The 25,033-nt window shown below is 73.5% G+C and carries 22 protein-coding genes; 7 read left to right on the top strand and 15 right to left on the bottom strand.

Annotation, left to right across the window (positions count from 1 at the left end):
* Nucleotides 1-2: 2 nt before the first annotated feature.
* Nucleotides 3-1,649 carry a PstS family phosphate ABC transporter substrate-binding protein gene (locus JOE68_RS21360; protein WP_307819792.1) on the bottom strand — a complete coding sequence of 549 codons (1,647 nt, stop codon included), beginning with the start codon at nucleotides 1,647-1,649 and terminating at the stop codon, nucleotides 3-5.
* Between the two features lie 104 nt (nucleotides 1,650-1,753).
* On the bottom strand, nucleotides 1,754-2,569 hold the full coding sequence (locus tag JOE68_RS21355; RefSeq protein ID WP_204844066.1) for a polysaccharide deacetylase family protein: 816 nt from the start codon (nucleotides 2,567-2,569) through the stop codon (nucleotides 1,754-1,756).
* Between the two features lie 173 nt (nucleotides 2,570-2,742).
* Here JOE68_RS21355 and JOE68_RS21350 point away from each other — a divergent pair, with 173 nt between their 5' ends.
* Both JOE68_RS21350 and JOE68_RS21345 read left to right on the top strand, forming a co-directional pair.
* Nucleotides 2,743-3,282: a YbhB/YbcL family Raf kinase inhibitor-like protein gene (locus JOE68_RS21350; protein WP_204844065.1), complete on the top strand. Its 540-nt coding sequence runs from the start codon at nucleotides 2,743-2,745 to the stop codon at nucleotides 3,280-3,282.
* A 29-nt stretch (nucleotides 3,283-3,311) separates the two neighbouring features.
* Nucleotides 3,312-4,685 carry a mycothione reductase gene (locus JOE68_RS21345; protein WP_204844064.1) on the top strand — a complete coding sequence of 458 codons (1,374 nt, stop codon included), beginning with the start codon at nucleotides 3,312-3,314 and terminating at the stop codon, nucleotides 4,683-4,685.
* A 69-nt stretch (nucleotides 4,686-4,754) separates the two neighbouring features.
* Here the strand turns inward: JOE68_RS21345 and JOE68_RS21340 are convergent, their stop codons facing one another.
* On the bottom strand, nucleotides 4,755-5,972 hold the full coding sequence (locus JOE68_RS21340; RefSeq protein ID WP_372443364.1) for a CynX/NimT family MFS transporter: 1,218 nt from the start codon (nucleotides 5,970-5,972) through the stop codon (nucleotides 4,755-4,757).
* A 125-nt stretch (nucleotides 5,973-6,097) separates the two neighbouring features.
* On the opposite strand from JOE68_RS21340, the gene JOE68_RS21335 reads away from it, so the two are divergent.
* On the top strand, nucleotides 6,098-6,769 hold the full coding sequence (locus JOE68_RS21335; RefSeq protein WP_204844063.1) for a FadR/GntR family transcriptional regulator: 672 nt from the start codon (nucleotides 6,098-6,100) through the stop codon (nucleotides 6,767-6,769).
* Nucleotides 6,770-6,976: 207 nt separating this feature from the next.
* On the opposite strand, the gene JOE68_RS21330 is transcribed toward JOE68_RS21335, so the two are convergent.
* The gene (locus JOE68_RS21330; protein ID WP_204844062.1) at nucleotides 6,977-7,885 is read right to left on the bottom strand and encodes a LysR family transcriptional regulator; all 909 of its coding nucleotides are present in this window, start codon (nucleotides 7,883-7,885) and stop codon (nucleotides 6,977-6,979) included.
* Nucleotides 7,886-7,959: 74 nt separating this feature from the next.
* Between JOE68_RS21330 and JOE68_RS21325 the strand changes: the two genes are divergently transcribed.
* Both JOE68_RS21325 and JOE68_RS21320 read left to right on the top strand, forming a co-directional pair.
* Nucleotides 7,960-8,841 (top strand): EamA family transporter, encoded by an 882-nt coding sequence (locus tag JOE68_RS21325; protein WP_204844061.1) that lies wholly within the window; start codon nucleotides 7,960-7,962, stop codon nucleotides 8,839-8,841.
* Between the two features lie 682 nt (nucleotides 8,842-9,523).
* Nucleotides 9,524-10,450 (top strand): pentapeptide repeat-containing protein, encoded by a 927-nt coding sequence (locus JOE68_RS21320; RefSeq protein ID WP_307819791.1) that lies wholly within the window; start codon nucleotides 9,524-9,526, stop codon nucleotides 10,448-10,450.
* A 340-nt stretch (nucleotides 10,451-10,790) separates the two neighbouring features.
* On the opposite strand, the gene JOE68_RS21315 is transcribed toward JOE68_RS21320, so the two are convergent.
* Nucleotides 10,791-12,314 carry a cobyric acid synthase gene (locus JOE68_RS21315; protein WP_204844060.1) on the bottom strand — a complete coding sequence of 508 codons (1,524 nt, stop codon included), beginning with the start codon at nucleotides 12,312-12,314 and terminating at the stop codon, nucleotides 10,791-10,793.
* 47 nt (nucleotides 12,315-12,361) lie between these two features.
* On the opposite strand from JOE68_RS21315, the gene JOE68_RS21310 reads away from it, so the two are divergent.
* Entirely contained in the window at nucleotides 12,362-13,069 is a 708-nt protein-coding gene (locus JOE68_RS21310) for an alpha/beta fold hydrolase (RefSeq protein WP_204844059.1), read from the top strand.
* On the opposite strand, the gene map is transcribed toward JOE68_RS21310, so the two are convergent.
* From map to dxr, 6 genes are all read right to left on the bottom strand, one after another.
* Nucleotides 13,056-13,913 carry a type I methionyl aminopeptidase gene (gene map, locus JOE68_RS21305; protein WP_204844058.1) on the bottom strand — a complete coding sequence of 286 codons (858 nt, stop codon included), beginning with the start codon at nucleotides 13,911-13,913 and terminating at the stop codon, nucleotides 13,056-13,058. The genes JOE68_RS21310 and map overlap by 14 nt on opposite strands.
* A gap of 166 nt (nucleotides 13,914-14,079) precedes the next feature.
* The gene (locus tag JOE68_RS21300; RefSeq protein ID WP_204844057.1) at nucleotides 14,080-15,876 is read right to left on the bottom strand and encodes a penicillin-binding transpeptidase domain-containing protein; all 1,797 of its coding nucleotides are present in this window, start codon (nucleotides 15,874-15,876) and stop codon (nucleotides 14,080-14,082) included.
* Nucleotides 15,877-15,910: 34 nt separating this feature from the next.
* Nucleotides 15,911-16,765: a GNAT family N-acetyltransferase gene (locus JOE68_RS21295; RefSeq protein WP_204844056.1), complete on the bottom strand. Its 855-nt coding sequence runs from the start codon at nucleotides 16,763-16,765 to the stop codon at nucleotides 15,911-15,913.
* Nucleotides 16,766-16,814: 49 nt separating this feature from the next.
* Entirely contained in the window at nucleotides 16,815-17,972 is a 1,158-nt protein-coding gene (gene ispG / locus JOE68_RS21290) for a flavodoxin-dependent (E)-4-hydroxy-3-methylbut-2-enyl-diphosphate synthase (RefSeq protein WP_204844055.1), read from the bottom strand.
* A 27-nt stretch (nucleotides 17,973-17,999) separates the two neighbouring features.
* On the bottom strand, nucleotides 18,000-19,193 hold the full coding sequence (locus JOE68_RS21285; RefSeq protein WP_204844054.1) for a M50 family metallopeptidase: 1,194 nt from the start codon (nucleotides 19,191-19,193) through the stop codon (nucleotides 18,000-18,002).
* A 2-nt stretch (nucleotides 19,194-19,195) separates the two neighbouring features.
* Entirely contained in the window at nucleotides 19,196-20,416 is a 1,221-nt protein-coding gene (dxr, locus tag JOE68_RS21280) for a 1-deoxy-D-xylulose-5-phosphate reductoisomerase (RefSeq protein WP_204844053.1), read from the bottom strand.
* Between the two features lie 158 nt (nucleotides 20,417-20,574).
* Here dxr and JOE68_RS21275 point away from each other — a divergent pair, with 158 nt between their 5' ends.
* Nucleotides 20,575-20,841, top strand: a complete 267-nt coding sequence (locus JOE68_RS21275) for a GlsB/YeaQ/YmgE family stress response membrane protein (protein WP_204844052.1) — start codon at nucleotides 20,575-20,577, stop codon at nucleotides 20,839-20,841.
* A gap of 144 nt (nucleotides 20,842-20,985) precedes the next feature.
* Here the strand turns inward: JOE68_RS21275 and JOE68_RS21270 are convergent, their stop codons facing one another.
* Genes JOE68_RS21270 through JOE68_RS21255 form a run of 4 tightly spaced genes read right to left on the bottom strand, consistent with a single transcriptional unit; the run spans nucleotide 20,986 to nucleotide 24,963 of the window.
* A complete protein-coding gene (locus JOE68_RS21270; RefSeq protein WP_204844051.1) occupies nucleotides 20,986-21,636 on the bottom strand; it encodes a response regulator in 651 nt (216 codons plus the stop codon).
* A 3-nt stretch (nucleotides 21,637-21,639) separates the two neighbouring features.
* On the bottom strand, nucleotides 21,640-23,265 hold the full coding sequence (locus tag JOE68_RS21265) for a sensor histidine kinase (RefSeq protein WP_307819790.1): 1,626 nt from the start codon (nucleotides 23,263-23,265) through the stop codon (nucleotides 21,640-21,642).
* 40 nt (nucleotides 23,266-23,305) lie between these two features.
* On the bottom strand, nucleotides 23,306-24,118 hold the full coding sequence (locus JOE68_RS21260) for an ABC transporter permease (RefSeq protein WP_204844049.1): 813 nt from the start codon (nucleotides 24,116-24,118) through the stop codon (nucleotides 23,306-23,308).
* Nucleotides 24,115-24,963 (bottom strand): ABC transporter permease, encoded by an 849-nt coding sequence (locus JOE68_RS21255; protein ID WP_204844048.1) that lies wholly within the window; start codon nucleotides 24,961-24,963, stop codon nucleotides 24,115-24,117. Before JOE68_RS21255 ends, JOE68_RS21260 begins: the two co-directional genes overlap by 4 nt.
* Nucleotides 24,964-25,033 lie beyond the last annotated feature (70 nt).

Raw genomic sequence — 25,033 nt, 5'->3', positions numbered from 1 at the left:
CCTCACCGCAAGTTGCACAGGTCTAACGGCACGCCTTCGGGGGTTCGGCAAGGCAGGTACCCGGCGTCCTTCATCCGGACGCGGGCGTCGTCGTGTTCGCGCACGTACCGGATGAACTTGGCCAGCAGGGTGTCCTCCGCCGGCTGCACCCGCGTGTACAGGTACTCCACCGTCCAGAAGGGGTAGCCCGCCTCCACCCCCGCCGCCGCGTCGAAGACCTTGCCGTCCAACGACAGCGCGGTCAGCCGGTTGGTCTTGCGGGCCTCCGCCACCGACGGCGCGTCGGCGTAGCCGATGGCGCCGTCCACCGCCCCGATCTCGCGCACCACGTCGCTGTTCTTGTCCCGCTCGCAGCGGATCACCCCGGCCTGCGGGTCGCGGTCCGCGGTGCGGCAGTCGTTGGAGGACAGCGCGCCCTCGCTCGTGCCGAGCACGCGGCGCTCGAACAGCTCGCGGGTGCCCGACTCGCTGCCCCGCCCGACGATCCGGATGGGCAGCGGCGCGCCGCCGCGCAGCTGGCTCCAGTCGGTGTAGCGGCCGGAGTAGACGCCCTTCAACTGCTCCACGGTCAGCGCGTCCAGGCCGACCGAGCTGTGCACCACCACGTGGTAGACCACGATCGCCGCCTGCTGCGCCACGACGTCGCCCGCGTCCTGCTTGCCGTCGGTCAGCGCCACCAGGGCGCGCCCCGGGTCGGCCGCCGCGACCGAGCGCACGCCGGCGAGGCTGCCGTTCGGCTCGGTCTCGACGCGGACCTGCGGGCACACCTTGGTGTACTGCTCGGCGATCCGCTGCATGGTCGGCATGAACACGCTCGACCCCTCGACGCGCAGCTCCCCCGCCCCGCACGCCACCGACGGGTCCTTGTTCTCCGGGGTCCACGCCAGCGTCAGCACCAGCACGCCCGCCAGCAGCGCCGCGAGTCCGCCGGTCAGGCGCGGCAGGGTGAGCAGCCGCTCCTGCTTCTCGTCGTGCAGCACACCGGCGCCGCCGAGGTGCCCGCTCACCCGGACGTCCTTGCCGATGTCACCGCTGTGGTTGCTCTCCGGCTCGCGCAGCACGACCAGCAGCTTGAACTTCTGCTTGCGCCGCAGCGCCAACCCGTCCAGCCGCACGCCGTGCCAGACCGGCTCGGTCGCCACCCGCGGCCGGTCGGCGCCGGGCCGGAACAGGCGGGACATGCTCTGCGCGACGCGGTCGCGCACGGTCGGCAGGGACACCCGCACCTGGCTGGTGTCCTCGCCGAAGAACTGGAGGCTGCGCCGCACTTCTTCGCGCAGCTCCTCGGAACCGGCCTCGGACACCCGGGCGTTCCAGACGATCCGGTCGCCGAACGTGAAGGTCAGCGGCTTGTCGAAGTCGCCGGCGTCGATGTCGTAGCTGCCCTTGTTGCGCACCCGGATGACGACGATGCTCATCCGGTCCAGCACGCGCACCAGCTCCCGCAGCTGCGGGGCGTTCGGCTCGGTCCCGTCGTGCAGCTGGTCGGGCCCGAGGCCGATCTTGGAGTTGTAGAGCACGCGGAACCCCACCCGCTTGCGGCGCACGAAGAGCCGGTCGATGACCGGCGTCGCGAACAACAACGCGATCGCGAGCGCCACCGGGCCGGGACCACCGAGGAAGTCCAGCGCGGACCGCAGGATCTGCACACCGGATTCTCACCGCGCCCGCCCGCTCCGAACCGGTGGCTCCGCGGGACGTTCACCGGGTCTTCACGCCCCGGCAAGCGGTCGGGGCCGGAACGGGGCCCGGGTCAGGGCCGGGTCACCGCCAGGTGGTCCTCCAGCGGCACGGGGATCAGCCCGTCCTGCTTGCACCGCTCCAGGAAGGCGACGAAGTCCTCCACGAACGTCCGGCGGAAGTGCATGAGCACGATGTCGCCCGCGTTGAGCTTGCCGCCGGCCTGGAACTGCACCACGCCGTCGTTGACCGCCGCCGTCCACATCACCAGGGCGGTGAACCCGCAGTCGGTCGCCGCCTTGCGGGTCGCGTGGTCGTAGTTGCCGAACGGCGGGCGGAACAGCTTGGGGCGCTTGCCCACCTGCGCCTCCAGGTAGTCGGCGTTGCCGCAGATCTCCCGGCGCTGGAAGTCGTAGGGCCTGCCCTGCAGGTTCGGGTGGCTCGCGGTGTGCGCGTGCACCCCGGCCCCGGCCTCGTCCTGGAACGCCTTGAAGTAGGCCGGGTCCTCCTGGACGTGCTTGGTGTTGAGGAACAGCGACGGCCGCACGTTGGCCGAGCGCATCAGCTCCAGCGCCGCCGGGTGCCGCACCGCGCCGTCGTCGATGGTGATGAACACGTACGGCTTGTCGGTCCGGATGCGCCGCACCACGGGCAGCAGCCCGTCCTCGCCCGCCGGCGCGTTCGCCTGCGCCGTGCCGTACCGGTAGGGGTGCTGGAACACCGGCACCGTCGTGCCGCCGGGACCGGGCACCGCCGTCGGCGGGGTGGTCGTGGTCGTCGCGGTGGTCGAGGTGCCCGCCGCGGGCGCGGCGGGGTGGGCGGGCGCGGGCGCGCACGCCGCCGTGGCCGCGATCAGGGCAGCCGCGACCGCAACACCGACTTTTCGCATGATCCGGAAATCCCCCCTGGAACCACGCCCCGCTCCCTCGCCGCGGGGCCGTGTCGACCATTCTGCGTCCTGCGCGGGGCCGCAACGGGCCACCGGTGATGAATCTGCAACGCAGTTCACCCGACGATAGGGTCATGACCGGTTCCGCCGACCCACCCGTGGAGGATTCCGAGATGAGCCTTGAGCGCCCCGTGGCCCCCGACCCCTACTCGCTGCTGCCCGCCGTGCCGTCGTTCACGGTGACCTCCACCGACGTGCGGGACGGCGAGACGCTGCCGGACGCCCAGGTGCACTCGGGCGGCGACACCTCGCCGCAGCTGAGCTGGTCGGGCTTCCCGGAGGGCACGAAGAGCTTCGTGGTGACCTGCTTCGACCCGGACGCGCCGACCCCGTCCGGGTTCTGGCACTGGGTCGCGGTGAACCTCCCGGCGTCGGTGACGTCGCTGGAGGCCGGCGCGGGCGCGTCGGACGACGCGCTGCCCGGCGGCGCTTTCCACGTGCGCAACGACTACGGCACCCGCGCGTTCGGCGGCGCGGCCCCGCCCGAGGGCGACCCGGCGCACCGGTACTTCTTCGTGGTGCACGCGGTGGACGTGGCGGCGCTCGACGTCACGCCCGACGCGTCGCCCGCCGCGGTCGGCTTCAACCTGGCGTTCCACACGCTGGCCCGCGCGGTCATGACCCCGGTCTACGCGAGCCGACCGGGGGAATGAGCGGCCCGCGCCGCGGGTTGCAGCACGACGTGAGGCACTTCGACCTGGTCATCATCGGCACCGGCTCCGGCAACTCGATCGCCGACGAGCGCTTCGCCGACTGGGACGTCGCGATCGTCGAGAAGGGGGTGTTCGGCGGCACGTGCGTCAACGTCGGGTGCATCCCGACGAAGATGTTCGTGCACACCGCCGACGTCGCCGCCGCGCCCGCGTCCGGCGCGCGGCTCGGCGTGGACGCGACCCTGGACGGCGTCCGCTGGGCCGACGTGCGCGACCGGATCTTCGGCCGCATCGACCCGCTCGCCGAGGGCGGCAGGCGGTGGCGGGCCGAGGAGAACGCCAACGTCACCCTGTACGAGGGCACGGCCCGGTTCGTCGGGCCGCGGACGCTGGACACCGGGACCGGCGAGGTGATCACCGCCGACCGGTTCGTGCTGGCCGCGGGGTCCCGGCCGGTCGTGCCGGCGGTGGCGGACCTGGCGGCGGCCGGCTACCACACCTCCGACACGATCATGCGGCTGGACGCGCTGCCCGAGCGCCTGACGATCCTGGGCGGCGGTTTCGTGGCCGCCGAGTTCGCGCACGTGTTCTCGTCCTTCGGCGTGGCGGTGACCGTGATCGCCCGCTCGGACCTGCTGCTGCGCCGCGAGGACCGCGAGGTCGCCGAGCGGTTCACGGCGCTGGCCGCGCGGAAGTGGGACGTCCGGCTGAGCCGGAAGGCCGTGCGGGCCGAGCGCGTGGACGGCGTCCTGCGGCTGCACCTGGAGGGCCCGGACGGCGCGGAGGTCGTGGAGTCCGACGAGCTGCTGGTCGCCGTCGGCCGCACGCCCAACTCCGACCTGCTCGACCTGGCCGCGACGGGCGTGGCCGTGCACCCGGACGGCCGGGTCGTCGTGGACGAGTTCCAGCGGACCACCGCCGAGGGGATCCTCGCCCTGGGCGACATCAGCTCCGAGCACCAGCTCAAGCACGTGGCCAACCACGAGGCGCGGGTCGTGCAGCACAACCTGCTGCACCCGGACGACCCGGTCGCGGCCGACCACCGGCACGTCCCCTCGGCGGTGTTCTCGTCGCCGCAGATCGCGTCGGTCGGGCTGACCGAGGAGCAGGCCCGGGAGCGGGGCGTGCGGTACGTGGCGGCCTCGCAGGCGTACGCGTCGATCGCCTACGGCTGGGCGATGGAGGACACGACGGGCTTCGCCAAGGTCCTCGCCGACCCGGCCACCGGGCTCATCCTGGGCGCGCACATCATCGGCCCGCAGGCTTCCAGCGTGATCCAGCCGATCGTGCAGGCGATGAGCTTCGGCCTGGACGCGCGCACGATGGCGCGCGGCCAGTACTGGATCCACCCGGCCATGCCCGAGGTGGTCGAGAACGCGCTGCTCGGCCTGCCGCTGGACTGACGCACGCCGCGAACGGCGCGGGAGGGGGCGCGGCGCCCCCTCCCGCGCCGTTCGCGCGCGAAGGGCGGCTCAGACCGTGCGCGGCCGGCCGGCGATCCAGCCCAGCCCCGTCAGCAGCACCAGCAGGGCCACCAGGACCAGCATGGACACCGTCCAGGACCCGGTCGCCCCGCGCAGCACGCCGAACGCGAACGGCCCGGTCGCGGAGATCAGGTAGCCGATGCTCTGCGCCATCGCGGAGAGCCGGGCGGTGTCCGCGGTGGACGACGTGCGCAGCGAGATCATCACCAGGGCGAGCGGGAAGATGCCCATGCCGACGCCGATCAGCACCACCCACAGGGCGGGCGCGGCGGAGGGCGCGAGGGCCAGCCCGAGCACGCCGGCCACCGACAGCGACCCGAGCGCGAGCACCATGCCGGACTGGCCGGGGCGGCGCGCCGCGAGCGGCGGGACGACCAGGCTCACCGGCACGCCGAGCACCATGGTGATCGCGAGCAGGAGCCCGGCCGTGGTCCGGTCGACGCCGGCGTCGCCGAGGATCTGCGGCAGCCACCCCATGACGGTGTAGGCCAGCAGCGACTGCAGGCCGAAGAAGACGGTGACCACCCACGCGAGCGGGCTGCGGAACAGGGAGCGCCTGGGCCCGGTGGCCCGGGGCGCCGCCGAGCGGGCCACCTCGCCGTGCCGGGCGCCGGCCAGCCACACCAGCAGCGCCGCCAGCGACAGGAACGCCCACGCCCCGACCGCGAGCCGCCACGAGCCCAGCAGCGACTCCAGGCCGGGCGTGAACGCCGCGCCCAGGGCCGCGCCGGCCGCGAGGGCCGCGGTGTACACGCCGGTGACCAGGCCGACCCGGCCGGGGAAGGAGTCCTTGACCACCACGGGGATCAGCACGTTGCACACCGCGATCCCGGCGCACGCGACGAACGTGCCGCCGAGCACCGCCGCGGGCCCGTCGACCACCCGCAGCACCAGCCCGGCCGTGAGGACGGCCAGGGACAGGCCCACCGCGCGGGCCATGCCGAGCCGGCGGCCGAGCCACGGCGCGAGGAAGGCCGCGAAGCCGAAGCACAGCGTGGGGACGGCGGTCAGCAGCGAGGCCCAGGCGGTGGACACGCCCAGCGAGTCCCGGACGTCGCCGAGCACGGAGGCCAGGCTGGTGACCGCCGGGCGCAGGTTGGCGGCGGCCAGCGCTACGCCGATCGCCAACAGGGTGCTGCCGACCAGGGCAACTTGGCGGCTCCGCGCCACCGCAGCAGCCGGACTACCAGAAGGATGGACCTCGATCGTCGCATTGGCACGGGGATCGGTGGCAATGTGAACCTTCGACGGTGTCCGGTCTGGCTCGGTCTGCTGGATCGTCACCGGCCTACTATTTCAGACATGGGATGTTCGGATGAAAGGATGACGCTGTGCCGTTGGCCACTACCCGACGGGCCGGACTCGTCGACCAGGTGATCGACCAGATGAGGGGCGCGATCGCCGGCGGCGAGTGGCCGGTCGGCCAGCGCATCCCGCCGGAGCCGGAACTCGTCACGGCGCTGGGCGTCGGCCGCAACACCGTCCGGGAGGCGGTGCGCGCGCTGTCCCACGCCGGCCTGCTGGAGGTCCGCCAGGGTGACGGCACGTTCGTGCGCGCCACCAGCGAGCTGTCCGGCGCGGTCCGGCGGCTGTGCGGCAGCGAGCTGCGCGACGTGCTCCAGGTGCGGCGCACGCTCGAGGTCGAGGGAGCCCGGCTGGCGGCCTCCCAGCGCACCGACGAGGAACTGCGCCGGCTGGAGGCGCTGCTCGCCGAGCGGGACGCCGCGCTCGCCGCCAAGGACTGGGAGCGGCTGGTGGAGCGGGACGCCGCGTTCCACGTGCTGCTGGTCCAGTGCTCGCACAACACCCTGCTGGCCGAGCTGTACCAGGGGCTGACCGAAGCGGTGCGGGCCAGCATCACGGCGACGGTGGAGACCGACCACGACGACGACCACGTCTCGCACGCCGGCCTGCTGGAGGCGGTCCGCGACCGCGACCCGGCGCGGGCGGCGGCCGAGGCGGGCGGGTTCCTGGAGGAGCTGCTGGAGCGGCACACGGACTGACCGGTCACCCCCGCCGCCGGGGCGGGGACCTCCCACGGTGGCGGAAGTTCCCTGGGAGGTCCCCTGGTGGGGGGTCGGCGCGGCGAGGAGTCGGTCGCCCGTCCCGGAAGTCGTCGCGAGGGACGGCGGCGCTACGCGGCGTTGCCGGATCGCTGCGCGGGGCTCCGCTCGGGCGCGTTGCTCGGGTGCGCTGCTCGGGTGCGCTGCTCAGGCGGTCGAGCGGTCGCCCCAGCAGTTCCGCAGCGCGTCGAGCGCGGCCACCACGGCGGGCCGCCGGGTGGCCTGCGCGCGCCACACGGCGAACACCCGCCGCGTCGGCGTGGGCGTGAACGGGACCGCCCGCACGGAGGCCGGCAGCGGCCCGCGGCCGAGGCGGGGCAGCAGCGCGACGCCGATCCCCGCGGCCAGCAGCGCCAGCTGCGTGTCGTACTCGGCGATCCGGTAGGCCAGGTCCGGCTCCATGCCTGCGCCCCGGACGGTGTTGACCAGCCAGTCGTGGCAGATCGTGCCCTCGGGCTGGCAGATCCAGCGCTCGCCGGCCAGGTCCTGCGGCACCAGCACCGCGCGGTCGGCCAGCGGGTGCCCGGCGGGCAGCAGCACGTCCGCGAGGTCCTCGCCGAGCTGCGTCCGGGACACGCCCTCCGGGACGGCCAGCGGCGCGTTGACCCAGTCGTGGGTGACCGCCATGTCCAGCTCGCCGCGCGCCACGGCCTCCAGCCCCTGCGGCGGGTCGGTCTCCACCAGCCGGAGGTCCAGCGCCGGGTGGTCGCGGGCGAGCGCGACCAGCGCCGCCGGCAGCAGGCCCCGGGCGGCCGTGGCGAACGCGCCGACGCGCAGCTCCCCCACCGCCGCGCCGCGCTGCTCCTCCAGGGTCACCTCGGCGTGCTCGACCAGCTTGAGCACCTGGTCGGCGGTCGCGGCGAGCAGGTGCGCGGCGTCGGTCAGCGCGACGCCCCGGCCCCGCCGCTCCAGCAGCGTGGTGCGGGTCTCGCGCTCCAGCTTGGCGATCTGCTGGGACACCGCCGACGGCGTGTAGCCCAGGGCGGTGGCCGCCGCGCCCACCGAGCCGTGCCGCGCCACCGCGTGCAGCGCGCGGAGCCTCCCGAGATCGAGCATGTAGCGATCCTAAACCCAAGCGTTCAGAACTCGTCGCTGGTGCTAAATGATCGACTCACCGCAGACTCGATGACGTGAATCCGCGTCATGCCGGCCTGGCGGTGCTCATCACGACCATCTGGGGGGTCAACTTCGTCGTGATCAAGGTGGGGCTGGACGAGTTCCCGCCGCTGCTGTTCTCGTCGCTGCGGTTCCTGGTCGCCGCCGTGCCCGCCCTGTGGTTCGTCGGACCGCCGCGCGTGGCCTGGAAGTGGGTGGTGGCGGTCGCGTTCGCGCTGGGCGTGGCCAAGTTCGGGCTGCTGTTCCTCGGGATGGGCCTGGGGATGCCGGCCGGGCTGTCCTCGCTGGTGCTGCAGAGCCAGGTCTTCTTCACCGTGGTGTTCGCCGCGGTCCTGCTGCGCGAGCGCCCGCGGCCGGTGCAGCTGGCCGGCATGGCGGTGGCGGCGGTCGGCATCGTGCTGATCGCGATCGACTACGGCGTGAGCAGCCCCCTCACCGCGCTGCTGCTGGTGATCCTCGCCGCGGTGGCCTGGGGCCTGTCCAACGTGGCCACCCGCCGCGCCCGCCCACCGGACCCGCTGAGCTTCAACGTGTGGGTCTGTGCGGTGGCCGTGCTGCCGCTGCTCGGCCTTTCCCTGGTCTTCGAGGGACCGTCCGCCGCCGTCACCGCGTTGGGGGACCTGAGCTGGACGGGCGTCGGCGCGCTGCTGTTCATCGCCTGGATCTCCACTTTGTTCGGCTTCAGCGTGTGGAGCTTCCTGCTCAAGGAGCACGACGCGAGCACCGTCGTCCCGTTCGCCCTGCTCGTACCGGTGGCGGGCATGTTCTCCGGGTGGCTTTTCCTGGATGAGCACATCAGCCCCGTGCGACTGGCGGCGGCAGCCCTGGTGATCACCGGCATGGCCGCAACCACGATCCGACGCACCCCCACCCGCCCACTGGCGGCAGTTCCGTAACCCACACCTCCGCAAAACGCCGAAGCACAGCCCCAATTGCAGCTTTCGCTCTCGGCACACCCCGTGCAGACCGGTCGCCTCGTGTTCTCCCCGTATGGCCTGCCCGGAGGGCTACCATGCTTTCTTGGGGGGTGCAAGCACGCTTTTCGCTTGCACCCCCCAAGAAAGCATGGTCGTCTTTGACAGGTCATGCGGGGAGAACACGACCGCTCTTGCTCTTCCTCCTCCTTGGCGGCCTGCCTGTCCGGCGAGGACTCTTTTAATCCCTTCAGCCTCGGGCGGTACAGCAACGATGAGATCCGTACCGCACCAATTCTCACCCGGATCGGTGCGCGACCTCAGTAAGAAGAGCGGCCGAGAGGCCCCCAAGGAGGAGGAAAAGAAAGGGCGGTCGTGTTCTCCTCCCCGCACGGCCTGCCGAAGGCAATCATGTTTGTCGGGGGGTGTCAAGCGAAGAGCGTGCTTGACACCCCCCGACAAACATGATTGGGCTGCGCCCAGGCCGTACGGGGAGGAGAACACGAAGACACCGGTATGCGCACTAGGTGCGGCACCGCTGGCGCGAAGCGCAGGAGGTGCGCCACCCCTGCATACAAAGCGCAGTCGATGAGCGTGGGTTGTCAACCTTTTACTGCGCGAATTGGTGATTGACGAGCGGGCAGGGGTGCGGTGGGGTTGTGCGGTGGAACACCGGGTGCTGTCGGCCAGGACCATCACGGCCTGGGGCATCGGGCTGCTGGTGCTGGCCGCCGGGTCGGTGGCGGTGCTGCTGGTCACGCTGGGTTCCGGTGAGCCGCGGGACGGCGTGCGGCTGGACGTGATCAGGACCGCGTCGAGCATCGTGCTCGGCGCGGGTGGCGCGGCGGCCCTGCTGCTCACCGCGCGCAAGCAGCGCTACACCGAGCTGGACCTGGTGCACAAGGACCACGACGCCGCCGAGCGCCGGGTCACCGAGCTGTACGGCAAGGCCGCCGACCAGCTGGGCAGCGACAAGGCCCCGGTCCGGCTCGCGGGGCTGTACGCGCTGGAGCGCCTGGGCCAGGGCAACCCGGCGCACCGGCAGACCATCGTGCACCTGCTGTGCGCCTACCTGCGGATGCCGTTCACCCCGCCGCCGGACCTCCGCGACCGGATCGGCCCGCGGGACGCCGCGCGGTTGCAGGAGCAGGAGGTGCGGCAGACCGCGACCGGGCTGCTGGCCCGCCACCTGCGCCCCGACCGGCCCGAGTCGTACTGGCCGGACATCGAGCTGGACCTGTCCAACGCGACCCTGGTGAAGCTGACGCTGACGCACGCGCGGCTGCGCCAGGCGTCCTTCGTCGGGGCCACGTTCGTCGGGCCGGCGACGTTCCGGGGCACGGAGTTCACCGGTCAGGCCGACTTCCGGGAGGCGCGGTTCCGCGGCCTGGCGGACTTCCGGCGGGTCGTGTTCGGCGACGCGGTCTTCCGGGGCGCCCGGTTCTCCGGCGAGACGGACTTCGGCGTGCACACCCCCGCGGTGCTCGCGGGAGCCCTGACGAAGGTCGGCGACGTGCGGCGCAAGTGGCCGGACGGGTGGGTGGAGCGGCCGAACGGTGACGGTTGGGCGGTGCTCGTTCGCGAACCGTGATCGGTCAACGCCCGTTCGGGGGACGTATCCCCGGCCTGCCGGCCGGTACCTTCATTGCATAACCACTCGTGCGTGGGGGTGTGACATGCGATTCATCGGATGCATGGCACCGCACGCGTCCGCAGGTGTCGACCTTCCCTGACAGACGACCGAGTGTTCTCCCTTCGGTGAAGCCGCGTCCGCGGCCACCGGGCCCGGCGCCGGCGAGCGGTCTCCCGGCTTGGCGGTCGAGTGCCGCGCTCGTCGCGTCCCCGGTGGTCACCGATCGCACCGCGATGGCATCGCACCCGTGGACCCCGCACGACTTGGTGGTCGTGCGCCGCGGAACCGCGCCGCCGGGTCAGGCGATCAGCGGCGGACCCGCGGGTGGGACCACCGGCAGTCCGGCGGGGGCTCCCCGGTCGAGCAGCGCGCGCACCGCGTCGGTGTCGAGGTGGTCGGCGACCAGGTCGCCGAGCAGGTCGAGCTGCGCGGCGCGGCGGCCCGCGAACTCGGTGTCCGGCGCGGGCGCGAACCCGTCGCGGCCCGAGCGGTCGGCGGCCCAGCGCAGGAACGCGCGGCGGAACGCGTCGTTCTCCAGCAGGCCGTGCCAGTGCGTGCCGGCGACGCGGTCGCCCAGCACGCCCTCCACCGTGCCGTCGGGCAGCGCGATCAGGCCCTCGCCGGTGCTGCGCGTGACGCGACCGTGGTGGATCTCGTAGCCGGTGACCGGCTCCCCGAACGCCCGGCCGCGGGGCGTGCCCAGGGCCTTGTCCGGGGCGAAGCGGACGTCGACGTCGAGCAGGCCCAGGCCGTCGACCGAGCCTGCGCGGGACTCGACGGCGTCCTCGATCGTGCGCCCGAGCATCTGGAAACCGCCGCAGATGCCGAGCACCGGCCCGTCGTGCCGGGCGATCGCGTCGGCCAGCCCGGTGGCGCGCAGCCACCCCAGGTCCTCGACGGTCGCCTTGGAGCCGGGCACCACCACCAGGTCCGCGTCGGCCAGCCGGGACGGCTCGGTGACGAACCGCACCGACACGCCGGGCTCGCAGGCCAGCGCCTCCACGTCGGTGGCGTTGGAGACGCGCGGCAGCCGCACCACCGCCACCCGCAGCCACTGGTCGCCGCGCGGCGGCTCGGGGCGGCCGATCACGCCGTCCGCCGCGTAGGACAGGGAGTCCTCGGCGTCCAGCCACAGCTCCTCCCGCCACGGCAGCACGCCGAGCACCGGGCGGCCGGTCAGGGCGCGCAGCTGGTCCAGGCCCGGCGCGAGCAGCGCCGGGTCGCCCCGGAACTTGTTCACGACGAACCCCGCGACCAGCGCCTGGTCGGCCGGGTCGAGCAGGGCCAGCGTGCCGAACAGGTGCGCGAAGACGCCGCCCCGGTCGATGTCGCCGACCACCAGGACCGGCAGGTCCGCGGCCCGCGCCAAGCCCATGTTCGCGATGTCGGTCGCCCGCAGGTTGATCTCGGCCGGGGAGCCCGCGCCCTCGCAGACGACGGCCTCGAAGTCCGCGCGCAGGTCGGCCAGGGTGGACAGCACGGTCGTCATCAGCGCGGCCTTGCGCTCGCGGTAGGTCAGCGCGGACACCTCGCCCACCGCGCGGCCCAGGACCACGACCTGGGAGGTGCGGTCGCCGCCCGGCTTGAGCAGCACCGGGTTGAACCGCACGCTGGGCTCCAGCCCGCACGCCGCCGCCTGGAGCGCCTGGGCGCGGCCGATCTCGCCGCCGTCGCGCGTGACGACCGAGTTGTTCGACATGTTCTGCGCCTTGAACGGGGCCACCCGCACCCCCTCGCGGGCCAGCCACCGGCACAGCCCGGCCACCAGGACGCTCTTGCCCGCGTCCGAGGTCGTCCCGGCGACCAACAACGCACCGCTCACGCCGCAAAACCCCTTCCCCGCCGGTCCCGGCTGACATCATCCACGTCATGGTCTCCGCACCCGCCACCGCCGTCCTGGTGCACAGCCCCTACCTGGGTCCGGCGAGCCTGCGCCCGCTGGCCGGCGCGCTGGCCGCGTCCGGGCACCCGGTGCTGCTGCCGGACCTGCGGGTGACCGTGAACGCGGCGCCCGTGCACCAGCGGCTCATCGGGGTGTTCGCCGACGCGGTGGAGGACTCGCCGGTGGGCGACGAGCTGGTCCTCGTCGGGCACAGCGGCGCCGGCCCGCTGCTGCCCGCGTTCGCCGACGCGCTGGAGGCGCCGGTCACCGGCCTGGTGTTCCTCGACGCCGAGCTGCCGACCCCGGGCCGCAGCTGGCGCGACGGCGCGGACGCCGAGCGCATGGCGCACTACAAGGCCATCGCGCGGGAGGGCCTGATGCCGCGCTGGGACCGCTGGTTCGCCCCGGAGGCGCTCTCGGCGATGGTGCCGGACGTGCGGCTGCTGGAGGAGATCGTGGGCGAGGCGCCCGAGGTGCCGCTGGCGTTCCTCAAGGAGCCCCGCCCGACCGTCGCGTGGCGCGGCCCGTGCGGGTACCTGCGGCTCAGCGACGCGCACCGGGCGGACGCCGCCGCGGCGCGGGAGCTGGGCTGGCCGGTGCGGGAGCTGGCGGCGCACCACCTGGCCGCCGCGTCCGCGCCGGCCGAGGTGGCCGCGCCGCTGGCCGAGCTGGTCGCCCGGCTCAGCAGACGGTGAGGATCTCCGAGCCGCTGTCGGTGACGACGATGGTGTGCTCGAACTGGGCGGTCCAGCTCTTGTCCCGGGTGGTGACCGTCCAGCCGTCGTCCCAGACGTCGTGGTCGATGCCGCCGAGCGTGATCATCGGCTCGATGGTGAACGTCATGCCCGGCTCGATGACGGTCGGGACGTGCGGCGCGTCGTAGTGCAGCACGACCAGGCCGCTGTGGAAGGTGCGCCCGATGCCGTGGCCGGTGAAGTCGCGGACCACGCCGTAGCCGAACCGGTTGGCGTACGCCTCGATGACCCGCCCGACGACGTTGAGCTGCCGACCGGGCTTGACCGCCTTGATGGCCCGCATGGTGGCCTCGTGGGTGCGCTCGACGAGGAGCCGGACCTCCTCCGAGACGTTGCCCGCGAGGAACGTGGCGTTGGTGTCGCCGTGCACGCCGCCGATGTAGGCCGTCACGTCGATGTTGACGATGTCGCCGTCCTCGACCACCGTCGAGTCGGGGATGCCGTGGCAGATGACCTCGTTCAGCGAGGTGCAGCACGACTTGGGGAACCCGCGGTAACCCAGCGTCGAGGGGTAGGCCCCGTGGTCGCACAGGAACTCGTGCGCGACGGCGTCGATCTCGTCCGTCGTGACGCCGGGCACGACGACCTTCCCGGCCTCCTGGAGCGCCTGCGCGGCCAGCCGGCCGGCGACCCGCATGGCCTCGATGACCTCGGGCGGCTGGACCCACGGGTCGGTGTTGCGCCGGGGCTCCTTCCGATCCACGTACTCCGGCCGCTCGATCTCGGCGGGGACCGGACGACGCGGGGAGAGCACACCTGGCTTGAGGACGGCACGCACGGACATGCCTCCACATTACGGCTCAGCGTGACGGGACATGCGCCCTGTGCCCGCATTGTGGTCAGGGGAACGCCCGCGGCGGGACCGGCCGGCGCGCCGCCCGCCGCCCGGCCGCGGTCGGTCGGCGCCACCGGGCCCTGCCGCGCGCCGCCCGACCGGTCCCGGGCCGGTCTCAGCCGAGCGCGCGCAGGAACCGGGCGGAGGCGTCCACCGCCGGCGCCGACGTGTTCGTGCCCAGCAGCAGGGTCGCGAACGCCACGTCGCCCCGGTAGCCGACGAACCAGCCGTGCGAGTTGGCGCCGTCGCCGAACTGCGCGGTGCCGGTCTTGCCCCGCACGTCGCCCAGCGGGCGCAGCTGCGGCGCCGTCCCGGACTCCACGACCTCGCGCATCATCGCCCGCAGCGGCTCCAGCACGGTCGGCTCGGGGGCGGCCGGCCGGTGGTCGGCCTTGGTCTCCCGGTCCTTGAGCAGCACCGGCACGGGCATCTCGCCGCGCGCCGCGGTGGCCGCCACCAGCGCCATGCCGAACGGGCTGGCCAGCAGCTTGCCCTGGCCGAAGCCGTCCTCCGCGCGCTCCACCACGTCGGTGGCGGGCGGCACGGACCCGGTGATGGTGGTCAGGGCCGGGATCTCGAAGTCGACGCCCAGGCCGAACCGGTCGGCCTGCTCGGTCATCGCGTCGGCCGGCAGGCCGGCGGCGAGCTGCGCGAACGTCGTGTTGCAGGAGAACGCGAACGCCGAGTGCAGCGGGATGACGCCCTTGTCGAACTCCTTGTCGTTGGGCACGACCCGCCGCCCGTCGATGGTCAGCTTGCCGGGGCAGGGCTGCGGCGAGTCGGCGGGCACCCCGGCCGCCAGCGCCGCCGCCGCGGTGATGATCTTGAACGTCGAGCCGGGCGGGAACCGGCCGGTCAGCGCGATCGCGCCCTGCGCGTCGGCCGGGCCGTTCTGCGCGACCGCCAGCAGGTCGCCGGTGGACACCGACAGCGCCACCAGCATCGCGGGCTCCGCGACCGGCTCCAGCGCGTCCTCCGCCGCCGTCTGCGCCGCCCGGCTCAGGCCGGTGGGGATCGCCCGGGCCGGCTCGGGCGCGACGTCGTGCAGGACCTCCGCCTCGTCGCCGGCCGCGTTCACGGTGTAGACCCGCAGGCCCGACCGCCCGGCGATCTCCTCCTCCACGTGCCTGCGCACGGCAGGCAGCACCTGCGACCCGAAGTTCCGCGCCGGCGCGAGCAGGGAGGTCTGCGCGGTGAACCGCACGCCGGGCAGCTCGTAGATCTCGGGCTTCACGGCCTGGTAGTCGGCGTCGCGCAGGGCCGCGACCTGGTAGACCTGCCCGGCGGGCACCCCGCCCGCGCCCTCGGCGATGCTCTGCGCGGTGATCGCCGGGTCGATGCGGCCCAGCGCCGCGCCCAGCGCGCCGGTCACCGCCGCCAGGTCGCCCGCCTGCGCCGGGTCCAGCAGGACCGAGACCACCTGCTCCGGCGCCAGCAGCGGCGAGCCCTCCCGGTCCAGCACGGGCGCGGGGTCCGGTTTCACGTCGGCCAGGCCCAGGGACTGCTGCGCCGCCAGCTTCGGGTGCACGACGGAGGGCGTCCAGTGCACCTTCCAGTCGTCCTCCTCGCGCCGCAGGTCGAACTCGGTCCGGTAGGACCACGTCCGGCCGTGCCCGAGGTCCCACTCCAGCCGCGCGGTGGCGTCGGCCGCCGCGGACCCGCCGGCGGACCGCACCTGCTCCGCGGCGGCCTTGAGCGGCGCGGACCGCAGGGCGCCGCGCACCTTGGCCAGCAGCTCCCCCGCCGCGCCCGGGTCGTCGGTCAGCGCCGCCGCGCCGCCGACGTCGCCGCTGGAGAGCCGGCCCAGGAAGTCGCCCGCGACCTGCTCGGGACCGGGCCGCGACGCGAAGACCCCGCAGCCGCTGAGCACCACGAGCACGACGACAGCCGAAGCGGTCTTCCGAAGCGTCACGGGTGCGAGTATGCCCAACTCCCCGGACAACCCCCTAGAACAACACCGTCGCGTACTGGCCCACTTGGGTGAACCCGATGCGTCGGTACGCCGCCCTGGCGACCTCGTTGTAGCCGTTGACGTACAGCGAGGCGGTCCGGCCGAGGCCGCGCACCAGCCGTTCGGCGACGGCAGCGGTCCCGGCGGCGCCGAGGCCGCGCCCGCGCCGGTCCGGCCGCACCCAGACGCCCTGGATCTGCCCGACCTTCGCCGACATGGCCCCGATCTCGGCCTTGAACACCACCTCGCCGTTCTCGAACCGGGCGAACGCCCGGCCGCCCGCGATCAGCTCGGCCACCCGCGCCCGGTAGGACGCACCGCCGTCGTCGGCGCACGGGTCGACGCCGACCTCCTCCACGAACATCGCGATCGCCGCCGGCAGGTACCGGTCCAGCTCGCCGGGCCGCACCGGCCGCACCAGCGGGTCCGGCGGCACGTGCGGGCTGCCGCCCAGCGCCAGCAGCGGCTGGTCGCCGCGCACCTCGCGGGCCGGGCCCCAGTCCGGGGCCAGCTCCTCCCACAGGCCGAGCACCTGCTCGGCCGGCCCCACCAGGGACGAGCACATCCGGCCGCGCCGGCGCGCGCGGTCGGCGAAACCGCGCAGCGCGGGGGCGTCGCCGCGCAGCGGGATCAGGTTGGGCCCGGCGAAGCACAGCGCGTCGATCCGCCCGCCGCGCAGCGAGCGGTGGTCGTAGGCCCACACCTCGCCGCCCAGCCGCCACGGGTCCAGCCCGGCCACCTCGACCCGCGCGGCCACCATGCAGGAGGCCACCGGGTCGGCCGCCAGCACCGCGAGCACCTCGCCCAGGTCCCGCTCGTCCAGCAGCCGCGCGCCGGCCAGCCTCAGCACGGTTCAAGCCTGCCAGACGGAGGGCATTCCACGCGCGTCAGCCACCCGCTCAGCCGACGGTCACCACCGGTTCGCTGGCGTCGGCGGTCTCGCCCAACTCCTCGGCGAGGCGCATGGCCTCCTCGATCAGGGTCTCCACGATCCGGTGCTCGGGCACGGTCTTGATGACCTGGCCCTTGACGAAGATCTGGCCCTTGCCGTTGCCCGAGGCCACGCCCAGGTCGGCCTCGCGCGCCTCGCCGGGCCCGTTGACCACGCAGCCCATCACGGCCACCCGCAGCGGCACCTCCATGCCCTCCAGACCGGCCGTGACCTGCTCGGCGAGGGTGTAGACGTCGACCTGCGCGCGCCCGCACGACGGGCACGACACGATCTCCAGCTTCCGCGGCCGCAGGTTGAGCGACTGCAGGATCTGGTGGCCGACCTTGACCTCCTCCACCGGCGGCGCGGACAGCGAGACCCGGATCGTGTCGCCGATGCCCTGGCGCAGCAGCGCGCCGAACGCCACCGCCGACTTGATCGTGCCCTGGAACGCCGGGCCCGCCTCGGTCACGCCCAGGTGCAGCGGGTAGTCGCACTGCTCGGCCAGCAGTTCGTAGGCCCGCACCATGACCACCGGGTCGTTGTGCTTCACGCTGATCTTCAGGTCGTGGAAGTCGTGCTCGGCGAACAGCGACGCCTCCCACAGCGCCGACTCCGCCAGCGCCTCCGGCGTCGCCTTGCCGTACTTGGCCATCAGCCGCGGGTCCAGCGAGCCCGCGTTGACGCCGATCCGGATCGGCGTGCCGCGCTCGCGCGCGGCGGCGGCGATCTCCTTGACCTTGTCGTCGAACTTCTTGATGTTGCCCGGGTTCACCCGGACCGCGGCGCAGCCCGCCTCGATCGCCGCGAACACGTACTTCGGCTGGAAGTGGATGTCCGCGATCACCGGGATCTGCGACTTGCGCGCGATCGCCGCCAGCGCGTCCGCGTCGTCCTGCGACGGGCACGCCACCCGCACGATGTCGCAGCCGGCCGCCGTCAGCTCCGCGATCTGCTGCAGCGTCGCGTTCACGTCCGCCGTCACGGTCGTCGTCATCGACTGCACCGACACCGGGAACTCGCTGCCCACGCCGACCGACCCGACCATCAGCTGCCGGGTCTTGCGCCGCTGCGACAGCACGGGAGGCGGCAATGCCGGAATCCCGAGCATCACGCCGTCACTCATGGCTTAACACCTCTCACTGTTCCACGATCACTGGAGCCGGATGGGGTTGACGATGTCCGCGGTCACGGTCAGCAGCGTCACCGCACCGCCGACGAAGATGACGAAGTAGGTCAGCGGCAGCAGCCGCAGGTAGTTGACCGGCGCGCCGGCGGGCTTCCCGCGCAGCTTCCGGATCCAGTCTCGCACCCGCTGGTAGAGGTTGACGGCGATGTGACCACCGTCAAGCGGCAGCAGCGGCAGGAGGTTGAACACGCCCACGAAGAAGTTCAGGCCCGCCAGCATCAGCCAGAAGAACGGCCACAGCCCGCGCTCGACCGCCTCGCCGCCCAGGCGGGACGCGCCGACCACGCTGACCGGCGACTCGATGTCGCGCTCCGCGCCGCCGATGGCCTTGACCACGGCCGGGATCTTCTCCGGGAACTTCAGCAGGCCGCGCCAGGTGTTGGCGAACATGTCGCCGGTGTACTTCGTGGCGCCGCCGATCGCGGTGAACGCGTTGTAGTGGAACTCCAGCTGCTGGACGACGCCGATCGCGCCGACCTCCTTGGTGTACCGGGAGCCGTCCTTGCGCTGGAACTGGCGGTCGACCCGCGCCACGTCGGCGGTCAGCTTCACCTCCTGGCCGTCGCGCAGGACCGTGAACTCGGTGGGCCCGAACTTGTCGCGGGTCAGCGTCAGCACCTCGGCCCAGCTGGGCACCCTGGTGCCGCCGACGGCCACGATCTCGTCGCCCGGCCGGAAGCCCGCCTTCGCCGCGGGCGAGACGTCGCCGGGGGCGCAGTCCGGCTTGCTGGTGCTCTGCACGCACGGTGCGACCTCGCCGATCACGGCCGTGTTGCGCAGGTTCGGCATGCCCATGGTGGCGGCCATCACGTACAGGATGAGGAAGCCGAGGATGAAGTGCGTGATCGAGCCGGCCGACAGCACGACGACCCGCTTCCACGTCTTCTGCCGGTAGAAGGCGCGGGCCCGGTCCTCCGGCCGCACCTCCTCCAGCGCGGTCATGCCGGTGATCTCGCAGAACCCGCCCGCGGGGATCGCCTTGAGCCCGTACTCGGTCTCGCCGCGCCGGAACGACCAGATCTTCGGCCCGAACCCGATGAAGTACCGGGTCACCTTCATCCCGAACATCTTCGCCGTGGCCAGGTGGCCCAGCTCGTGCAGCGCGATCGAGACGCCGATCAGCAGGGCGAAGAGCAGGATGCCCAAAAAGAAGACCACGGTCAGTCCCTTCCCGACCCCACCGGGGCGGCCACGAGTTCCCGCGCCCGGGCGCGGGCCCAATCCTCGGCGGCGAGGACCTCGGCGACGTCGGCGGGCTCGCGCGCCCAGCCGTCCGCCTCGCCCAGGACCCGCTCCACCGTGTCCACGATCGACGTGAACGACGTGCCGCCGCCGAGGAAGGCCGCGACCGCCTCCTCGTTGGCGGCGTTGTAGACCGCCGGCAGGCAGCCGCCGCCCGAACCCGCCCGCCGGGCCAGCCGGACCGCCGGGAACACCTCGTCGTCCAGCGGCTCGAAGGTCCAGGCGGCCGGCGCCGCGAAGTCGCACGCGGCGGCGGCGCCGGGCACCCGGTCCGGCCAGCCCAGGGCCAGCGCGATCGGCAGCCGCATGTCCGGCGGGCTGGCCTGCGCGAGCGTCGAGCCGTCGGTGAAGGCGACCATGGAGTGGATGACCGACTGCGGGTGCACCACCACGTCGATGCGGTCGTAGGGCACGTCGAACAGCAGGTGCGCCTCGATCAGCTCCAGGCCCTTGTTGACCAGGGTCGCCGAGTTGACCGTGACGACCGGGCCCATCGTCCAGGTGGGGTGCGCCAGGGCCTGCGCGGCGCTCACCCCGGCCAGCTCGGCGCGCCCGCGCCCGCGGAACGGCCCGCCGGAGGCGGTGAGCACCAGCCTGGCGACCTCGTCGCGCCGGCCGCCGCGCAGGCACTGGGCGAGCGCGGAGTGCTCCGAGTCGACCGGCACGATCTGCCCCGGCGCGGCGGCGCGCAGCACCAGCGGCCCGCCCGCGACCAGCGACTCCTTGTTCGCCAGCGCGAGCGTCGCGCCGGTGCGCAGCGCGTGCAGGGTCGGCTCCAGCCCGATCGAGCCGGTGATGCCGTTGAGCACCACGTCGGCGGGCGTCGAGTCGACCAGGTCCGTCATCGCCGTCGGCCCGGCCAGCACGCGCGGCAGCTTGAACGCGCCCCGCGGGTAGCCGCGCTTCTGCGCTTCGGCGTACAGCGCGAGCGTCACGTCCTCCACGGCGGTGGCCCGGGCGACGGCGACGGCCTCGACCCCGTGCTCCAGGGCCTGGGCGGCCAGGGCGGCGGGGTCGGCCCCGCCGGCGGCGAGGCCGACCGCGGTGAAGCGGTCCCGGTTGGCGGCGATGACGTCGAGGGCCTGGGTGCCGATCGAGCCGGTCGACCCCAGTACCAGGACCGTGCGTGGTGTGCTCATCACCGACCATTGTTCCGGAACCAACCTGATAGCCCGCACAGCGGTACTCAGGTCACAGAATGATAACGCAGGCGTGGGCTCACCCGAACGTGGGCAACCTCTGATCAAGCGCCGCCGACGGATTCCGCCCGTCGCGGCCATCAGGAAGGAGACCCCCCGTGGGCATCTTGGGTTGGATCGTCCTCGGCCTCATCGCAGGCGCCATCGCCAAGGCCATCATGCCTGGTCGCGACCCCGGTGGCATCATCATCACCATGCTACTCGGCATCGTCGGCGCCATCATCGGCGGGTTCGTCGGCAAGGCGATCTTCGGCACCGACATCAACACGTTCTTCAGCCTCAGCACCTGGCTGCTGGCCATCCTCGGCTCGCTGATCGTCCTGTTCGTCTACCGCATGGTGACGGGCAACCGAGCTCGCGCCTGACGCGTCCCCCCTCGCAAGGCGCGATCGCAGCGCCCCTCGCCGCCACCCCCCTGCGGCGAGGGGCGCTTTCGCGTGCGCCGCCGACGCCGCGCGACCGGCCGCACCGCGTCGCGCCGCACCCGCTCAGCCCGGCGTCGCGGGCGCTCAGCCCGCCAGGCCGGCGTCGCGGGCCAGCAGGGCGGCCTGCACGCGGTTGGTCAGCCCGAGCTTCGCCAGCAGGCGGCTGACGTAGGTCTTCACCGTCGCCTCGCTCATGTGCAGCCGCTGGCCGACGTCGGCGTTGGACATGCCGAGCCCCAGCAGCGCCAGCACCTCGACCTCGCGCTCGGTCAACCCCGCCACCTGCCGCCGGGCCTCCTGCCGACGGGGTTGGCCCACCTGGGCGACCATGCCGACCACCCGGCTGGTGACCATGGGTGACAGGTAAGCCTCCCCCGCGTGGACCGCGCGCACCGCCCGCAGCAGCTCCTCCGGCGCCGAGTCCTTGAGCAGGAAGCCCGACGCGCCGTCGGACAGCGCCCGCACGATGTTGTCGTCCTCGCCGAACGTGGTGAGCATCACCACCCGCACCGACGGCGCGACGGCGCGCAGCTCGCGCGCCGCCCCCAGGCCGTCCAGCCGGGGCATCCGGATGTCCAGCACCGCCACGTCGACCCGGCGCTCCAGCGCGACCCGCACGGCCTCCCGGCCGTCGCCCGCCTCCGCGACCAGCTCGATGTCCTCGGCCGTGCCGAGGATCGCCTTGATGCCCGCCCGCATCAACGGCTCGTCGTCGGCGATCAGAACCCGGATCAACGCTCACGCCCCTTGCTGGTGGGTGTTCTTCTCGACGAGCCTGCCGTCGGCGAAGCAGAACCGCACGACCTTGGTCGACCGCGCCGACTGCCGCTGCTCGTCGGCCACCCGGTACTCGCACCGCGACCCGGGCGGCTCGGGCGGCGCGTCGGAGCGCAGCTCGCCGATGGGCGGCTCCGCGCCGCCGGGCAGCTTGCCGCGCACCTCGGCCTCCGCGTCGCCCACCCGGATCGAGTCGTAGAGCCGGGCGTCGACCACCTTGGTGAAGTGCTGGCTGCCCAGCCACGTGTAGCCGCCGACGACGACCGCCACGACGACGCCGGCGAGCAGGATCGAGCCGACGCCGGCCCACTTGCGGATGCCGCTGGGCCTGGCCTGCTCGACGGGCTCGTCGTCGGAGGGCTCGTCGTCGGCCGCGGCGGTGTCCTCGTAGGGCAGCACGGCGGCGATCCGGAAGCCGCCCGAGGGCAGCTCGCCGACGTGCAGCATCCCGCCCGCCAGCCGCACCCGCTCGCCCAGGCCGACCAGGCCGAAGCCGGCGCCGTCGGCGGGCTTGACCCGGGGCGGGTTGTTGCGCACCTCGACGACCAGCGCGTCCGGCTCGTACTTGACCGTCACCTGGACGCTCGCGCCGGGCGCGTGCTTGCTGGCGTTGGTCAGCCCCTCCTGCGCGATCCGGTACGCGGCGTGGCTGACCTTCGCGGGCAGCGGGCACGGCTGCCCGCCGCGCACCAGGCTCACCCGCACCCCGGCCTGCCGCGCGCCGTCGACCAGCTCGTCGATCGCGTCCACGGTCCGCCGCACCTGGTCCTCGTCGGGCTCGTCGCGCCGCAGCACGCCGATGACCCCGCGCAGCTCCTCCATGGCCGTCAGCGCCGCGCTGCGCAGCACCTGCACCGCGTCGCGCTGCCGCTCGCCGAGGCCGGGGTCCAGCGCGAGGGCGCCCGCGTGGACGGAGATCAGGCTGAGCCGGTGGCCGAGGCTGTCGTGCATGTCCTGGGCGATCCGGTTGCGCTCGCGCAGCCGGACCTGGCGGGCGACCATCCGGCGCTCCCGCAGCAGGGTCTCCTCGCGGTCGTGCAGGGCCGCCACCAGGGCGTGGCGCTGCGCGCTGTACCGGCCGACCAGGAACGGCAGGGCCACCACCATGCCGTAGACGGTGAACATCACCCACGACCCGATGGGCCCGGTCAGGCCGGGGGTCGACACGCCCCAGGCGACCAGGTAGAGCACGAGCCCGAGCGCCGCGGTGACCAGCGAGCGCTGCCAGGACACGATCCGGTAGCCGGCCGCGTACGAGAGCATGATGATCACGGCGACGCCGCCGTGCGGGAAGCGGAACACCGCCCAGATGCCCAGCAGCAGCGCGATCGCCGGGAACCCCAGCCGCAGCACGTACACGCCGACGTAGACCGCGCCGACCAACCACCACTGGTCGACCCGCTCCTCGCCGGCGATCCAGCCCGGCTGGACGTCCAGCAGGACGATGGCGGTGATCGCGAGCAGTTCGCGGCCGACGCGCCACGGGGTGACCTCGCGCAGGCGCCGGGCGTGGGTGCGCAGGAACGCCGCCGGAGCACCCCGCAGGTCCCCGACCCCCGGTCGCAGGCGCTGCACAACGGACGTCACACGGGCCAACGGTAAACAACCCCCCTGCGGTCGTCCGCGTTCATTGGTCGCGGTTCGGCTCGACGAAAGTTGACGCGCGGGCGCGCCTGCTCGCGACCAGCACACCCGCGATGAGCAGGGCGGCGCTGACCGCGACCAGCACAGTGGACAGTGCGACGATCTCCGGCGACACCCCGCGCTTGCTCGCCTGCGCGTAGACGTGCACCGGCAGCGTGGTCGACCCGACCCCGGTCAGGTAGCTGGAGGTCACCACGTCGTCGAAGGACAGCAGGAACGCGAACGCCGCGCCCGCCGCGACGGCCGGCGCGACCAGCGGCAGGGTGACCGTCCGGAACGCCACCGGGGGGCTCGCGCCGAGGTCGGCGGCGGCCTCCTCCAGCCGGGGGTCCATCCCCGCGATCCGCGCCCGCACCACGACCACCACGAAGCTCAGCGAGAACGCCACGTGCGCGGCCAGCAGCGCGCCGAAGCCCAGCGGGATGCCGGCGAGCTTCACGCAGAACCCGAGCAGCGCCACGCCCAGCACCACCTCCGGCACCACCAGCGGCAGGCCCAGCAGCAGCGTCCACAGCCCGCGCCCCGGGAACGCCCGCCGCAGGCCGAACGCCGCCAGCGTCCCGATCGCGGTGGCCACCGCGGCGCTGGCCGCCGCCAGCCGCAGCGTCAGCCCCAGGGCCTCCAGCACGCGCGCGTCGCCGAGCAGCTCGGCGTACCAGCGCGTCGACAGGCCGGTGATGCGGCTGAGCGAGCGGGAGTCGTTGAACGACACGACCGCCAGCCAGGCGACCGGCGCGTAGAGGAAGAGCAGCACCAGCCCGGCGGCGCCGCCGAGCAACCAGGGCCGGCGGTTCACAGCACGTCCTCCCCGCGGCGCCCGCGCAGCGCCAGCGCCACCACCACGAGCACCAGCAGCAGGACCGCCATCGCCGACCCGAGCGGCCAGTTGTTCCCGCCGCGGAACTGGTCGTCGATCACGCTGCCGAACGTCGACTGGTCGACCCCGCCGAGCAGCCGGGGCGTCACGAAGTCGCCCGCCGCCGGCACCAGGACCAGCAGCGACCCGGCCAGCACGCCGGGGAGCACACCGGGCAGCACCACGCGCGCGAACGTCGACACCCGCCCGTGCCCGAGGTCGTAGGACGCCTCCACCTGCCGGTGGTCGAACCGCTCGCAGGCGACGTAGAGCGGCAGCACCATGAACGGCAGGAACCCGTAGGTCAGGCCCAGCACCACCGCGCCGTCGGTCAGCAGGAAGCCGCCGGGGCGGTCCAGCCCGACCCCGGCGAGCAGCCGGTTGACCAGCCCCTCCCCGTCCAGCAGCGCCTTCCACGCGTAGACGCGGGCCAGGTAGCTGGACCAGAACGGCACCAGCACCGCGGCCAGCAGCGCCGTGCGGTACCGGCCGCCGTGCCGGGCGATGAACCACGCCAGCGGGAAGCCGAGGAGCAGGCAGAACAGGGTGGTCAGCCCGGCGTAGGCCAGGGTCCGCCCGAAGATCGGCAGGAACGCCGGGTCCAGGGCGGTGGCGTAGGCGTGCGTGGTCCACGGCAGCACGGCCCTGGCCACGCCCGTGTCGCGGGTGGCGAAGCTGAACTGCACCACCAGCGCCAGCGGCGCGATGAGGAAAACGCCCAGCCAGAGGCCGGTGGGCGTGAGCAGGCCGGTGGCGACGAGCCACCTGCGCCGGGACGGGAGCACGAGCGCACATGATGCCACGCGAACGTCAGCGCACCGGTGCGGGCATTTGCGCACGTTAACAACGCGTTCG

Origin of the sequence: Saccharothrix algeriensis, assembly GCF_016907655.1 — a bacterium.
Taxonomy (GTDB): domain Bacteria; phylum Actinomycetota; class Actinomycetes; order Mycobacteriales; family Pseudonocardiaceae; genus Actinosynnema; species Actinosynnema algeriense.
The sequence above is the reverse complement of the archived record's forward strand: the minus strand, read 5'-3'. Positions and strand labels throughout refer to the sequence as shown.

What these genes read in the sequence shown, in the direction of transcription:
- JOE68_RS21355 (WP_204844066.1), bottom strand. Translation starts at nt 2,569, where the DNA reads ATGCGAAAAGTCGGTGTTGCGGTCGCGGCTGCCCTGATCGCGGCCACG.
- JOE68_RS21350 (WP_204844065.1), top strand. Translation starts at nt 2,743, where the DNA reads ATGAGCCTTGAGCGCCCCGTGGCCCCCGACCCCTACTCGCTGCTGCCC.
- JOE68_RS21330 (WP_204844062.1), bottom strand. Translation starts at nt 7,885, where the DNA reads ATGCTCGATCTCGGGAGGCTCCGCGCGCTGCACGCGGTGGCGCGGCAC.
- JOE68_RS21310 (WP_204844059.1), top strand. Translation starts at nt 12,362, where the DNA reads ATGGTCTCCGCACCCGCCACCGCCGTCCTGGTGCACAGCCCCTACCTG.
- map (WP_204844058.1), bottom strand. Translation starts at nt 13,913, where the DNA reads ATGTCCGTGCGTGCCGTCCTCAAGCCAGGTGTGCTCTCCCCGCGTCGT.
- ispG (WP_204844055.1), bottom strand. Translation starts at nt 17,972, where the DNA reads ATGAGTGACGGCGTGATGCTCGGGATTCCGGCATTGCCGCCTCCCGTG.
- dxr (WP_204844053.1), bottom strand. Translation starts at nt 20,416, where the DNA reads ATGAGCACACCACGCACGGTCCTGGTACTGGGGTCGACCGGCTCGATC.